Annotated in this window: 12 protein-coding genes and 2 tRNA genes; 9 read left to right on the plus strand and 5 right to left on the minus strand. The window is 51.5% G+C overall.

Annotated features, from left to right (window positions below):
* Nucleotides 1-74: 74 nt before the first annotated feature.
* Genes BM030_RS14355 through BM030_RS14370 form a run of 4 tightly spaced genes read left to right on the plus strand, consistent with a single transcriptional unit; the run spans nt 75 to nt 3,978 of the window.
* Nucleotides 75-1,004, plus strand: a complete 930-nt coding sequence (locus BM030_RS14355; RefSeq protein ID WP_211657617.1) for a metal ABC transporter solute-binding protein, Zn/Mn family — start codon at nt 75-77, stop codon at nt 1,002-1,004.
* Nucleotides 1,001-1,789, plus strand: a complete 789-nt coding sequence (locus BM030_RS14360) for a metal ABC transporter ATP-binding protein (protein WP_090974294.1) — start codon at nt 1,001-1,003, stop codon at nt 1,787-1,789. The genes BM030_RS14355 and BM030_RS14360 overlap by 4 nt, the downstream gene beginning before the upstream one ends.
* A gap of 9 nt (nt 1,790-1,798) precedes the next feature.
* Nucleotides 1,799-3,103: a metal ABC transporter permease gene (locus tag BM030_RS14365; protein ID WP_211657618.1), complete on the plus strand. Its 1,305-nt coding sequence runs from the start codon at nt 1,799-1,801 to the stop codon at nt 3,101-3,103.
* Complete coding sequence (locus BM030_RS14370) at nt 3,100-3,978, plus strand: metal ABC transporter permease (RefSeq protein WP_211657619.1); 879 nt, start codon at nt 3,100-3,102, stop codon at nt 3,976-3,978. The genes BM030_RS14365 and BM030_RS14370 overlap by 4 nt, the downstream gene beginning before the upstream one ends.
* A 33-nt stretch (nt 3,979-4,011) precedes the next feature.
* On the opposite strand, the gene BM030_RS14375 is transcribed toward BM030_RS14370, so the two are convergent.
* Nucleotides 4,012-4,434 (minus strand): VOC family protein, encoded by a 423-nt coding sequence (locus BM030_RS14375; protein WP_090974317.1) that lies wholly within the window; start codon nt 4,432-4,434, stop codon nt 4,012-4,014.
* Between the two features lie 205 nt (nt 4,435-4,639).
* On the opposite strand from BM030_RS14375, the gene BM030_RS14380 reads away from it, so the two are divergent.
* Both BM030_RS14380 and BM030_RS14385 read left to right on the plus strand, forming a co-directional pair.
* Nucleotides 4,640-6,916 (plus strand): glycoside hydrolase family 95 protein, encoded by a 2,277-nt coding sequence (locus BM030_RS14380; RefSeq protein WP_090974295.1) that lies wholly within the window; start codon nt 4,640-4,642, stop codon nt 6,914-6,916.
* 126 nt (nt 6,917-7,042) lie between these two features.
* Nucleotides 7,043-7,124: transfer RNA gene (locus BM030_RS14385), tRNA-Leu, on the plus strand.
* A gap of 74 nt (nt 7,125-7,198) precedes the next feature.
* Here BM030_RS14385 and BM030_RS14390 read toward each other — a convergent pair.
* A complete protein-coding gene (locus tag BM030_RS14390) occupies nt 7,199-7,585 on the minus strand; it encodes a helix-turn-helix domain-containing protein (protein WP_090974296.1) in 387 nt (128 codons plus the stop codon).
* Nucleotides 7,586-7,599: 14 nt separating this feature from the next.
* A complete protein-coding gene (locus BM030_RS14395) occupies nt 7,600-7,896 on the minus strand; it encodes a type II toxin-antitoxin system HigB family toxin (RefSeq protein WP_090974297.1) in 297 nt (98 codons plus the stop codon).
* Between the two features lie 493 nt (nt 7,897-8,389).
* Here BM030_RS14395 and BM030_RS14400 point away from each other — a divergent pair, with 493 nt between their 5' ends.
* Together BM030_RS14400 and ychF are read left to right on the plus strand one after the other, a co-directional pair.
* The gene (locus BM030_RS14400) at nt 8,390-9,283 is read left to right on the plus strand and encodes a fructosamine kinase family protein (protein ID WP_090974298.1); all 894 of its coding nucleotides are present in this window, start codon (nt 8,390-8,392) and stop codon (nt 9,281-9,283) included.
* Nucleotides 9,284-9,497: 214 nt separating this feature from the next.
* On the plus strand, nt 9,498-10,598 hold the full coding sequence (gene ychF / locus BM030_RS14405; protein ID WP_090974299.1) for a redox-regulated ATPase YchF: 1,101 nt from the start codon (nt 9,498-9,500) through the stop codon (nt 10,596-10,598).
* A gap of 10 nt (nt 10,599-10,608) precedes the next feature.
* Here ychF and BM030_RS14410 read toward each other — a convergent pair whose 3' ends face one another.
* Together BM030_RS14410 and BM030_RS14415 are read right to left on the minus strand one after the other, a co-directional pair.
* A complete protein-coding gene (locus tag BM030_RS14410; protein WP_244518967.1) occupies nt 10,609-11,280 on the minus strand; it encodes a DNA alkylation repair protein in 672 nt (223 codons plus the stop codon).
* 122 nt (nt 11,281-11,402) lie between these two features.
* Nucleotides 11,403-12,389 (minus strand): energy transducer TonB, encoded by a 987-nt coding sequence (locus tag BM030_RS14415; RefSeq protein ID WP_090974300.1) that lies wholly within the window; start codon nt 12,387-12,389, stop codon nt 11,403-11,405.
* 175 nt (nt 12,390-12,564) lie between these two features.
* On the opposite strand from BM030_RS14415, the gene BM030_RS14420 reads away from it, so the two are divergent.
* Nucleotides 12,565-12,636 (plus strand) — tRNA-Arg (locus BM030_RS14420).
* Nucleotides 12,637-12,970 lie beyond the last annotated feature (334 nt).

Raw genomic sequence — 12,970 nt, forward strand, 5'->3', positions numbered from 1 at the left:
GCGGAACGCTCTCAACACGCAGGCAAGTAATAATTTATCCCGCACAAAAAATGTTAGATTAATCTAAATTTTGTATGTTTGCTCTAACTATGGGAATACGCTACCAACACGGACTGGTTATCGTCATCTGCCTGATTATGTGCATCTCTTGCGGACAGCCCCAGCAAGCCATGCGCGACGGAAAGCCCTATATATTAGCTACCACAGGAATGATTGCAGATATGTTGCTGCATATCACAGGCGATTCAGCCACCGTTGAAGCGCTGATGGCTCCCGGCGTCGACCCGCACCTATACAAGGCCAGCCAAGGCGATTTGGCGAAAATCCTGAAGGCCGATTACCTGTTCTATAACGGACTTCACCTGGAAGGCAAATTAGGGAGCATCCTGGAAAAGCAACGACGGATAAAGCCGGTGATTGCCATTGCGGACCGGCTGCCGGGACTGATAGAATTGGACCGTAACAGCTATGATCCTCACATCTGGTTCGATGTATCGTTATGGAAAGCAGCGACCGCCCATGCCACGGCCCAACTGGCCAAGCTTGACAGCGGAAACGCCGCCTATTACCGGGCCAATGGGCAAGCGTACATGGCGCAGCTCGATTCATTGGATGCATGGGTACGGATGCGCATCAATACATTGCCGGAAGACCGGCGGGTGCTTGTCACCGCACACGATGCGTTCAATTATTTCGGCCGTGCTTACGGAATGGAAGTTAAAGGACTGCAAGGAATTTCCACCCTTGCGGAATTTGGCTTACAGGATGTATCTGCCTTGGTTAACTACATTGTTGAACGCCAGATTCCTGCGGTGTTCGTAGAAAGCTCGGTATCGGACAGGGCGCTGAAAGCAGTGCTGGCCGGTGTACAAGAGCGCGGAGGCACGGTGCATATCGGGGGGCAGCTCTTTTCCGATGCGATGGGTGCACGGGGCACCCCCCAGGGAACTTACATGGGGATGGTTAAACATAACGTGAACACGATGGTGAACGCATTACTATGATTATACACACAAAGGAACCTGTATTGGAGGTACACGACCTGACGGTCAGCTATTCGCGCAAGCCTGTGCTCTGGGGCATCGACTTCACCCTTCCGGCAGGTTGCGTGGCAGGGATTATGGGTCCCAACGGTGCCGGCAAATCCACCCTGCTTAAAAGCATTATGGGGTTAATTCCGCCGTCAAGCGGATATGTCAAACTGTTCAACCGGCCGCTGGAAGATGTACGTCACCGCGTCAGTTACGTACCGCAGCGTGAGTCGGTCGACTGGGATTTCCCAGTATCCGTGCTGGATGTGGTGCTGATGGGGCGCTATGGCAAGGTGGGGCTATTGCGAAGCACCGGGCGCCGCGATCGGGAAATTGCCCTGGAATGCCTGGAAAAGGTAGGGATGCAGGCCTATACCAAGCGGCAGATTTCGCAATTATCCGGCGGACAGCAACAGCGGGTTTTCCTTGCCAGGGCGCTGGCGCAAGAAGCCGATTTCTATTTCATGGATGAACCGTTTGCCGGTGTAGATGCCGCCACCGAACAGACCATTGTCGGATTACTTCGCGATATGGCTGCGGCTGGTAAGACCGTTGTCGTGGTACACCACGACCTGCAATCGGCCCGTGAATATTTCGATTGGATTATTCTGTTGAACATGCACCTGGTTGCCGCGGGGCCTGTAACAGAGGCCTTCACCGACGAGAAAATCCAGCGGGCTTATGGCGGAAAACTCAGCCTGCTGTCGCAGGTAGGCCACGTGATGGAAAAACGGGCATTCCCGAGCCGTGAGAACTGATAGCGGATTATGGATATGCAAGCATTGCTCGACTTTTTTTCTTTTGCCGACCCCAATGTACGGTATGTTGTATTGGGTAATGTGCTGCTATCAGCCAGCGCAGCCATGGTAGGTGCGTTCACCCTGCTTCAAAAGAAGGCGCTGGTTGGCGATGCCGTGTCACATGCCGTGTTGCCGGGCGTCTGCGCAGCATTCCTCTTTTCTGGCTCAAAGAGCATTGCGCTGATGCTTATAGGTGCTTTCGCCACGGGCTGGCTGGCACTTGTGGCCATCGACTACATCACGGCCCAATCCAAAATCAAGAAAGATGCCGCCATCGGCCTGGTACTGTCGGTCTTTTTCGGTGTAGGCATGGTTATGATGACCAATATCCAGCAATCCGGCAACGCCGCCCAGAGTGGTCTGGACCACTTTATCTTCGGCAAGGCGGCCACGTTAATCGGTTCCGATCTGCTGATTTTCGCGATCCTGTCGCTCGTGCTCCTCGTCACGGTGAGTTTGTTTTTCAAAGCATTCGTGGTACTCTCATTTGACCGGGCTTACGCCCAGGCCCTGGGCTATCCGGTCCGGCGGCTCGACCTGTTGCTTACGAGCCTGACGGTACTGGCGGTTGTCACTGGCATCACCGCCGTAGGCGTGGTGCTGATGGCGGCCATGCTGGTAACTCCTGCCGCCGCCGCCAGGTACTGGACCGACAATATCCGCCGCATGGTGGCTATTGCCGCCGCGTTCGGTGCCTTCGCGGGGGTCGCCGGCGCCTATATTTCCTACGCCGCGCCGGCCATGCCCACGGGTCCGTGGATGGTTGTGGTCTCGTCGTTGATAGCCTTCGGCTCATTCTTTTTCGCTCCCAAAAAAGGCATTGTGCCCAGGCAGTATATGCAGTGGAAAAACCGGCGCGTCATCACCGACGAAAACACGCTTAAAATGTTCTACCATCTCGGTGAGCGGAACAGCCATTTCGGCACGGCAAGGGAACTGAAGGAGTTAATCAACAGCCGTGAAGTAGCAGAACCCTTACTTCGAGCCACCCTGCGCAGGCTGGTTGCCAAGGGCATGCTGGAACGGCATGCAAACGGTTGGCGGCTAACGGACGAGGGATACCGGAAAGCGGCAAGGGTGGTGAGGCTGCACCGGCTATGGGAACTCTACCTGGCCCGTTACATGGATATCGCCGCAGACCATGTGCATGATGATGCCGAAACCATCGAACACATCATCACGCCCGAAATAGAGCAGGAACTGGAACACCAACTGGGATATCCCGACAAAGATCCGCACGACACGCGGATCCCGAAAGGAGGAGCGTTATGATTATCGCATTCTGGATTATACTGACCGGCGCCTTGGTTGCGGTTACCTGCGGTATGCTGGGCTGCTTTTTAATCCTCCGCAAAATGAGCATGGTGGGCGATGCCATCAGCCATGCCGTTCTTCCGGGCATCGTGATAGCCTTTCTGCTCAGCGGAAGCCGTGATACCCTGCCCATGCTGCTGGGTGCCGGAGCCACGGGACTCATCGCCACCTTCCTCATCGAATACTTTCACCGCCGGGCAAACCTGCAAACCGACGCTTCCATAGGCGTTACTTTCACTTTTCTCTTTGCCGTGGGAATTATCCTGATCAGTGGTTTCGCCGGAGAAATAGACCTTGACCTGGACTGCGTCCTTTATGGCGAGATCGCTTACGTGCCTATTGACTTGTGGGTGACAGCCGATGGCACCGTCATGGGACCGCGGCCGGTTTATATCCTCTCCGCAGTATTGCTCATTGTTGCGCTGTTTATCAAACTGGGCTACAAAGAGCTGCAGCTCACCTCCTTCGACCCCGCATTTGCGTCGGCCCTCGGCATTTCAACCGCACTGTGGCATTACCTGCTCATGGCTGCTGTTTCACTCACCACGGTAAGCTCTTTTGAGTCTGTCGGCGCCATTCTGGTCATCGCCTTCTTGATCGGGCCGCCCGCCACAGCCTACCTGATGACCCACGACCTCAAGCAGATGCTGGCCATCACGGCTGTTCTGGGGATATTCATCGCATTCACCGGATATTGGCTGGCCTACTGGCTCAATGCCTCCATTGCGGGGTGCATGGCTGCGGTAACCGGCCTTTGTTTTACGGCAGCATTTCTTTCACTGCGCCGGATACCGAAACCCAGCCCAACCGCATCGGAAGAACCAATCGGTTAGGCCGGGTCGTGTTACTGCCGCCTGACCGGCGGATTATTGTCCGTTCGTTGGGAAATTGATCATCCAACGTACGCCAAACTTATCTTCAAACGAGCCGAAATAATCACCCCAGAACTGGTCGGCCATTGGCATTTCCACCTTACCGCCTTCGGAGAGCCCGTTGAACAGCCTGTCGGCCTCTTCCCTGCTGTCCGGCGTAACGGAAATATAGTTGTTGTTGCCCACGTTTAGCACATGGCCTTGGGATGGTAGGCAGTCGGACGCCATGAGGTATTGCCCTTTACCAATAGGAATAGCCACGTGCATAGCACGGTTCTTCTCATCGTCCGGCAAATTGTCCATACCCGGCACATCACTCATGCGCTGCACGAACAGTTCGCCACCGAAAACAGATTGATAAAAGCGCAACGCTTCTTCAGCATTGCCGTCAAAATTCAAATAAGGATTGAGTGTCATGATAAGTTTTTTTTTATCCAACGTTTGTCTGTTACAAAAATAACGCCCCTTAAGTTGCGCCATCATGGGAAAACGCGACAAGCATAAGGGGCTATCGCGCCAATCTGCCGGCAAGAATAATTGACTATGTCGTTTAAATAACTGAATGCCGTTTACCGGTTATTTGATATACTTGTAATTGTAATTCATTCGAACCGAGATAAACATGAAACCCATCACAGCCATATTACCATTGTTTTGCGCGCTATTGCTGTTCACGCAAGCAGACCTGCTCGCCCGCGATCAGCCGGCGACCGGCCGGCATGGCCTCAACCTATGGGACGACCAACCTGCTAAGGAGTGGATGACCGAAGCGTTTCCCATGGGCAATGGCAGAATCGGCGGAATGGTATTCGGGGGAACGCAGCAGGAACGCATCCAGTTCAATGAGCTTAGCCTGTGGACGGGGGACGAAACAAATACCGGAGCTTACCAAGCGTTCGGAGATATCTTCATCGATTTCAGCGGAGCGGATACAGGCTCCGTTCCGTCCGACTACCGCAGGGAATTGGATCTCATGTATGCCATCCAGCGGATAGCATACACCAGTAACGGAACCCGGTATCAACGGGAATATTTCTGCAGCTTTCCAGACAGTGTCATGGTATTGCACTTCACTTCAGACCGGGCGGCCGCCCATTCGGCGACTATCCGGCTTAAGGATGCCCATGATGCCCCGACAACGGCCGACGGAACAGCGCTGACCATCGCCGGCATCCTGGAAAACGGCATGGCCTATCAAGCCACCCTATCGGTTAGGACCAAGGGCGGCACCGTCACGCCGAAATCGGACGATACGGGCGGGTACTACCTGGATGTCGATAAAGCCGATGCGTTTACCATCATACTTTCAGCGGCCACCGACTACAGCAATCAGCGCGAGCGGCAATGGAAAGGCGAAGCGCCGGGAAGCAAGGTAGCCCGCATACTTGCCTCGGCTCCGCGATCTTACCGTTCACTGCTGCGCCGGCATACGGAAGATTATCAAGCGCTCTTCAGCCGTGTATCCATAAACCTTGGCAACACCCCGCCGGAAACGCGCTCCCTGCCGACACACGAGCGGCTTATCCGGTATCAGCAGGCAGACGACCCTGAGCTTGAAGCCCTCATCTTCCAATACGGGAGGTACCTGCTTATCAGCTCGTCCCGAAAAGGCGGTTTACCTGCTAATCTGCAAGGCATCTGGAACGACAGCAATAACCCGCCCTGGCGATCCGATTATCATTCCAACATCAACGTGCAGATGAATTACTGGCCCGCTGAGCCGACCAATCTCTCCGAATGCTATATCCCCTACCTGGATTACATCAACAGCATGCGCGAGGTAAAAAAACAACATACCCAAAAGGAGTACCCCGGCGTGCGGGGCTGGACCGTACGCACGGAGAACAACATCTTCGGCGGGGAAAGCTTCTCCTGGAATACCCCCGGCAGCGCATGGTATGCCCAGGCTATATGGGAACATTATGCGTTTACCAAAGATGAAGGCTACCTGCGCCGTTTTGCCTACCCTATCATCAAGGAGATTGTGGAATTTTGGGACGACCACCTGAAACGCAGGGATGACGGAACGGTGGTGGCGCCCATGGGCTGGTCGCCCGAGCACGGCCCTGTTGAAGACGGCGTTTCCTACGATCAGCAGATTGTATGGGATTTATTCACCAACTATATAGCCGCAGCTGATATACTGAAAACAGACCACGCGTACCGGGATTACATAACGGATTTACGGGAACGGCTGCTTAAACCCAAAATCGGCCGGTGGGGGCAGTTGCAGGAGTGGGAAACCGACCGTGACGATCCCGAAAATAAACACCGGCACGTATCCCATCTCTTCGGGTTGCATCCGGGGCGTCAAATCAGTATCTCCGAAACACCGGAGCTTGCCGAAGCTGCAAGAGTGAGCTTGCTTGCCCGGGGCGACGCATCCACGGGCTGGTCAATGGCATGGAAAATGAACTTCTGGGCCCGCCTGCATGATGGCGACCATGCATACCGCATCCTCCGGAATTTCATCACGCCGGTTGGCGGGTCGGGAATTGACTACCAAGAGCGCGGCGGAATTTACGCCAATCTCTTCTGTGCCCACCCACCCTTTCAGATCGACGGTAATTTCGGCTACACGGCAGGCATTGCGGAGATGCTGCTGCAAAGCCAAACCCCAGCAATCGAACTGCTTCCGGCGCTGCCCGCGAAATGGCCCAACGGACGCGTAAGGGGACTGCGCGCACGAGGAAATTTCGAAATCACCGACCTGCAATGGAAAGACGGAAAAATCGTTTCGCTGACCATCCGATCGCTTTCGGGAGAAAACTGCCGTATCCGCGTACCCAATGCACTGACGGCGTCATTTGATACCGTGAAGGAAAGCAGTGAGCAGTGGCACACATACACTTTCAAGACCAAAAGGAATAAGTACTACCGCTTTTACGCAGCCGAATAACCGTAAAAGCCAGTATGACCTGCAGCCGCACAGCTATCCGTGTTGTTTTTGCAAAAAACATTTTGCGGAATACAGATTAATGGATACATTTGCATCCCCGAAAAGGGGATTCGTACTTTACAATAAGCCCAGGTGGCGGAATTGGTAGACGCGCTGGTCTCAAACACCAGTGGGGCGACCCATGCCGGTTCGATCCCGGCCCTGGGTACTAAAAAGACCTGTTAATCAGTTGATTTTCAGGTCTTTTTCTTTTTTTAGGGTGTAAAAAAGGTGTAATAAATTCTATACTTTTTCCAGAATAAAATTCCCGTCAATCCCTAATTTTTGATGCAATGACTTCAGGAAACCCACATCAGGGTCACGTTTACCGTTTAGTATTTGGGATAATTTCGGTGCGCCTATGCCAAGGATGGATGCAAGCCCCTTTTGGGTAACGCCCAATTCTTCTTTTTTTGCTTCCACCACGGCACTAAGTGTCACGGGCATAGGCATCAGTTTCATATCCTCGTCCTCATACCGTTCGGCCAACAGGCTTAGTTTCTCTAATTCGTCAGCCTCTTGCTGGCTCAATGCATGGAAACCACCCCCATCAGTAGCTTTTTGGATATAGCCCTCAATCATAGCCATCACTTGGTGATATTGCTTTTCATTCCGTATTTTATTAATCATGGCTTTCCTAATTCTTAAACCGTTGAACAATCCTTTAGCTTATCGTATTCAGCATGTGTACCGATAAACCGGATATACACGGTACGCTTATCAAAAAATATCATGGCAATCAGCCGATAATCATTTCCTTTGACGTTGAACACGTATCGGTCATTGCCCACCGCATCTACACTGCCAAATGTATTCCGTACATCATTAAAGTTTCCCCAATCTACCTCCTTGACAATCTGATACCAGCTGTTCAAAGCTGCCTTTGAAGCCGGATGCTTATGAGCGAAAATATTAATGAACATCTTGGCGATGATGACCATTATACAAAGATAGGGAAAATTTTATATTTTGAAATTTGTTTCGAATTTTGAAACCACTTGTTTTGTTGCCATTTTGGGACGCTTTTAGTTGTGAGTAGTTAATGAATCTTCGAGATCGCGTAACGATGTATCTGGTAAATCCTCAAAGCAATTCCTCGCAACCAGTCCGTTTGCCATAAACGGTTTCATCCAGTATGCCGGACGGCGGGCTATGGGTGATTAGGATGTCGCAGATTGCGCTGCTTTTTGTTTCTTATTGTCCTGCGCAGCAACCGACCAAATGAACAAACCCCATGCGCCAAAAGCGATGATTGCGCCGGGAATCATGTTGCCACTCCCATCCCGCTCATCATGGCGATGAAACTGATGATCCAACTAAGAATAACCGGATTAAAACGCCCATAAATAACTTATTTCGGAATAAGAAGAAGTTTTCAACCGACAGCCAAATATACGGAATTCTACCGTTTTAATATTATTATTATCTTGCCGCATGGTATTCTCCGAATCATTATTGCATACCGTAGAAACGGCCATTAAGGATGTGTCGCCGCACGACTTCCGTATCCAAGCGATAAGGCCTGTTGCGGGGGGAGATATTAACCGGTCGTATCAGCTCAGAACGAAACAAGGCTGCTATTTCGCCAAGGTGAACGACGCTCCACAGGCCATGCCCATGTTCCTTGCCGAATTACGGGGACTGAAGTTGCTGCACGGTGCGGTACCGAGGGGCCATATCGCTGAACCCGTTAGCGTCGGCCAGGCGCATGGCGAGGCATTCTTGCTCCTGGCTTGGGTGGATACCGGAAACAAGCACAGCGATGCGGGGCAGGAAGCACTCGGCCGGCTCTTGGCCCAGCTGCATCGCCGGCATGCCAGCGCTTACGGGTTGGATCACAGTAACTTTATCGGTCGGCTGCCTCAAGACAACACCCCCTCGGCAGACTGGGCTGCTTTCTTTATCGGACAGCGGCTGCAAAAACAGTTACAGTTGGCCAAGCATTACCTGAACGGTACCGGTTTGCTGGATCAGTTTGCGTCACTGTTTGACCGTCTGCCCGACCGGTATCCCTATGAACCGCCCTCACTACTACATGGCGATCTGTGGGGCGGCAACTACCTTGTCAATACAGCCGGCCAGCCGGTATTGATAGACCCGGCTGTTTATCATGGCCACCGCGAAGTCGATATCGCCATGACCAAGCTGTTTGGTGGCTTCTCCAGCCGGTTTTATGCTGCCTATCATGAAGCCTACCCGCTCCAACCGGACTGGGAAGAAAGGATAGACCTATGGAATCTTTATCCGCTATTGGTGCACCTCAACCTGTTCGGCCCATCTTACATACAACCCATAAAACGGAGCCTAAACAACATTCTGGGCGCCTAACCTGGCCCTCATCGACCCATACAGCCCTTAACGTGCTGTTGAGCGGAATCGCAAAGGAAGCGGCCAGCCTTGTTTGCAGCGTCGATATCGACAAGTTTACCGGTAGCCGCGGGCGTCTGCGCCGCTGACGTGGCAGAGAACGATAATGCGAATGAAACCGCAAGTAAACGGATTTATCATTATCTTTGCCCCGTTTTTAAAATTTAGACCATCCATGGCATTACAGTGCGGCATTGTTGGCCTACCCAATGTAGGCAAATCCACCCTATTCAACTGTCTCTCCAACGCGAAGGCACAGGCAGCTAATTTTCCGTTTTGTACCATTGAGCCCAACGTAGGCGTCATCACGGTTCCCGATGAGCGTTTGAACAAACTGGCGGAACTGGTAAAGCCGCAGCGTGTGGTTCCCAATACCATCGAGATTGTCGATATCGCCGGATTGGTGAAGGGAGCCAGCAAAGGCGAAGGACTGGGTAATCAGTTTCTCGGCAACATCCGTAACACCGATGCCATCATCCATGTTCTCCGCTGTTTCGACGACGGAAACGTGGTGCACGTGGACGGGTCGGTAGATCCGGTTCGCGACAAAGAAATTATAGACACCGAACTGCAGCTAAAAGACTTGGACAGCGTGATGAAGCGCATCCAGAAGGTGGAGAAACAAGCCAAAACAGGGGGCGACAAAGAGGCGAAGCGCACCTATGAGATTCTCACTGTGGTAAAAAGCCACCTTGAATCCGGCAAATCGGCCCGCACCGCACCGATTGAAAAGGAAGACTTTGCATTTATTGCCGACCTTTCCCTGCTCACCGTTAAACCGATTCTCTATGTCTGCAACGTAGACGAAGCGTCCGTTAACGCAGGAAACGCCTATGTAGAACGCGTGCGCGAGGCTGTCAAGGATGAAAACGCCGAAATCCTGGTCATTTCCGCACAGATTGAATCGGAAATAGCCCAGCTTGACAGTTACGAGGAGCGGCAGCTCTTCCTGGAAGATCTGGGCCTGAATGAATCAGGCGTAAACAAGCTTATCCGCGCCGCCTACCAACTATTGAACCTTGCGACTTATTTTACGGCAGGCGTGCAGGAAGTTCGGGCATGGACCATTGAAAAGGGATTCACCGCACCACAGGCCGCGGGCGTCATTCACACCGATTTTGAGAAAGGGTTCATCCGTGCCGAAGTCATCAAGTATGATGACTTCATCCAATATGGTTCAGAGGCAGCCGTAAAAGAAGCCGGTAAGCTCAGCGTTGAAGGCAAAAGCTACATCTTGCAAGACGGCGACATCATGCATTTCCGGTTTAATGTGTAACGGCAGCACTTCAGCCCTGCCTGCTAACCATCTCGTTAATCCAGATGGGTGCAAACGGGGAGGTACAGCCTCTGGAAACCGGGTAGTCGCGATACAGCCCCAGCTTTTCGCCGATGGCAATGGCCCGTTCACGATGCTCAGGGTGGTATATGCCTATATTTGCTAACGCCGTATTCATCGTCCATTGCACTTCGGGAGGCGCAGCGGCCATTTCTGTTTCAATGCGGTCCAACAGTTTCCCGAGATCCAATCCTTCGGCACCGCGGGCGATTTTGCCTGCCGTCAAGCTCCACCCCGAACGGGCTGCCCACTTGTTTTCGGACACCATCCATGCTTCCCTAAGGGCTTCTTTTTCCGGATGATCTTTCAGGATGTACGCATTGAACCAGTCGGCCACATACGCATAATCCATTGATTTAACCATGCGGTCCAATTCTTCGGCCGACAGCTGTTTGGGTTTCATGATTAAAATGGCCAGTTGCCGGGCATCAAAATTCCCCGTTTCCCACAATGCCAGGCCAAGCTCGTGGTCCACCTTGATTTTTTTTGCCAGATTTCTGATGTCGCCCATTTTGACACCGAATTGATTGTCTCCCACGCCATTTTTGGTGTTAATGGCCCTGGTTTTCTCATTACCCAATGATTTGAGCTGTTCGAACACTTCGTTAACTGTCATAATCATCTTGATGAAATATCTACGTTTCTATTCAGCTATGATGCCGGTTTCGCATCACGTACAAAGGTAAGGGCCATGAAGCACTTATCACTCATACTTTAGTACCAATTGATGGTTTCACCATCGCGTTACGGGGAAATTAAACGGATGGGAAGCGAATAAGCCACCCTTACCGGTACGCCCCGTTTATATCCCGGCTTCCACTTGGAAGCCTTGTTAAGCACGCGAACGCCTTCTTCACCCGTGCCATATCCCAAATCATGGATTACCCTGATTTCATTTACGCTGCCATCGTTTTCCACCACAAATCCCAGCACGACCTTCCCATGAATGCCGCCTCTAATCGCCGCTTTCGGATAGCGGTATTTTCTGCCGATTAACGCCATTAATTTGGCTATCCCCCCGTTGTATTGCGGAGGCGTCTGGATGCTTGAATAAGGGAACGTATTGCCCTGCCTATCCGTGCTGACCCCGTATACCACAACACCGTTCTCATACTGTTCGCTAAACGTGTACCGCTGTTTTTGAAACGAACCGATCCATTTCCCCACACGCACGCCGCCCCGGTATTCCCCCTCTTCGAAATCTTTGCCTATTTCTTCCCGGACGTAGCCGGCACCATTAACCACCAATGCGGTGCCCAGCGAATCGTAATAATTCACAAGGGTATCGGTGACGACATCAGTAAACTCGTTTGTCTGGTCGTTGGGGCGTTTACCATGCCACATTTCTTTCTTCAACTGTCCGTTCCGGTAGTAATATTTCGCTTGCCCCACCCGTAACCCTTCATCGTAGAACGCTTCAGACTTTTTTCGGCCGTTCTCGTAATATTCCACCACCGCCCCGTGAAATTTGGGATAGCTTTCCGCATCAAGAATATTTCCCTTGCGTTTAAGTTGCTCATTCGGATAATACTCCTCCAGTTGAGGCAGCTCAAACCCCAATCGGGGCGCACGAATTACCCGGACATAATCAGCGCTATCCAAGTTCGCCACGATTGCTTCATTATTTTTCCGGTATGTCACCGTCTCCTGCTGGGCACACAGCCGCTCAGGCACAGTTAATAAAGGAAGAACCATTAAGGCAAACACGGCATGGTTTACAAGAAATCTCATCGCTTAGTAACAAGTTTATCTATTTAGATTGCGCAAGCCGATAGCCGAACAGTGATGCTTGCATGCCAAAAGTAGCGTATTTAACGCTGTTGTCAAAACAGGTTTTTCGTACAGTGGATTAAATATTTTTTTTGAGGTTTAAGGATTTCGAAATTTTAAATATCTTTGCACTCCCGTTCCCGTAGTTCAATGGATAGAATTTCAGATTCCGGTTCTGAAGATAGGGGTTCGAATCCCTTCGGGAACACAAATCTTACCATCAAAACGTACAAAAGCCTGCAAATTGACCATTTGCGGGCTTTTTGTTTTTTACAGCATCCTGATTCATTCAATTATTCGCATAAAAACAGTGCGTAATTCGGTGAGTCAACTCCTAACTTACTGCTACTCACTGAAAGCGCATTAAGTTGTTGAGCGACAACCCGTTCAATACCTGAACATCTTGACTACCGTAGGCTGCAAGGCTACATTTGTTCACCATAAATGATTAGTACTGATGCGTTAACTTTTTGCATCAAATAAGTTTAACAATTTTTGTTCTTTGACACTTTGATTTTTTTGATCCTGAGCGATTAGATCCT

This window comes from Parapedobacter composti, assembly GCF_900112315.1.
GTDB lineage: Bacteria > Bacteroidota > Bacteroidia > Sphingobacteriales > Sphingobacteriaceae > Parapedobacter > Parapedobacter composti.

Coding starts and splice junctions, on each gene's coding strand:
- BM030_RS14370 (WP_211657619.1), top strand. CDS start 3,100: ATGATTATCGCATTCTGGATTATACTGACCGGCGCCTTGGTTGCGGTT.
- ychF (WP_090974299.1), top strand. CDS start 9,498: ATGGCATTACAGTGCGGCATTGTTGGCCTACCCAATGTAGGCAAATCC.
- BM030_RS14390 (WP_090974296.1), bottom strand. CDS start 7,585: ATGATTAATAAAATACGGAATGAAAAGCAATATCACCAAGTGATGGCT.
- BM030_RS14400 (WP_090974298.1), top strand. CDS start 8,390: ATGGTATTCTCCGAATCATTATTGCATACCGTAGAAACGGCCATTAAG.
- BM030_RS14395 (WP_090974297.1), bottom strand. CDS start 7,896: ATGGTCATCATCGCCAAGATGTTCATTAATATTTTCGCTCATAAGCAT.
- BM030_RS14360 (WP_090974294.1), top strand. CDS start 1,001: ATGATTATACACACAAAGGAACCTGTATTGGAGGTACACGACCTGACG.
- BM030_RS14415 (WP_090974300.1), bottom strand. CDS start 12,389: ATGAGATTTCTTGTAAACCATGCCGTGTTTGCCTTAATGGTTCTTCCT.
- BM030_RS14380 (WP_090974295.1), top strand. CDS start 4,640: ATGAAACCCATCACAGCCATATTACCATTGTTTTGCGCGCTATTGCTG.
- BM030_RS14365 (WP_211657618.1), top strand. CDS start 1,799: ATGGATATGCAAGCATTGCTCGACTTTTTTTCTTTTGCCGACCCCAAT.
- BM030_RS14410 (WP_244518967.1), bottom strand. CDS start 11,280: ATGATTATGACAGTTAACGAAGTGTTCGAACAGCTCAAATCATTGGGT.
- BM030_RS14375 (WP_090974317.1), bottom strand. CDS start 4,434: ATGACACTCAATCCTTATTTGAATTTTGACGGCAATGCTGAAGAAGCG.
- BM030_RS14355 (WP_211657617.1), top strand. CDS start 75: ATGTTTGCTCTAACTATGGGAATACGCTACCAACACGGACTGGTTATC.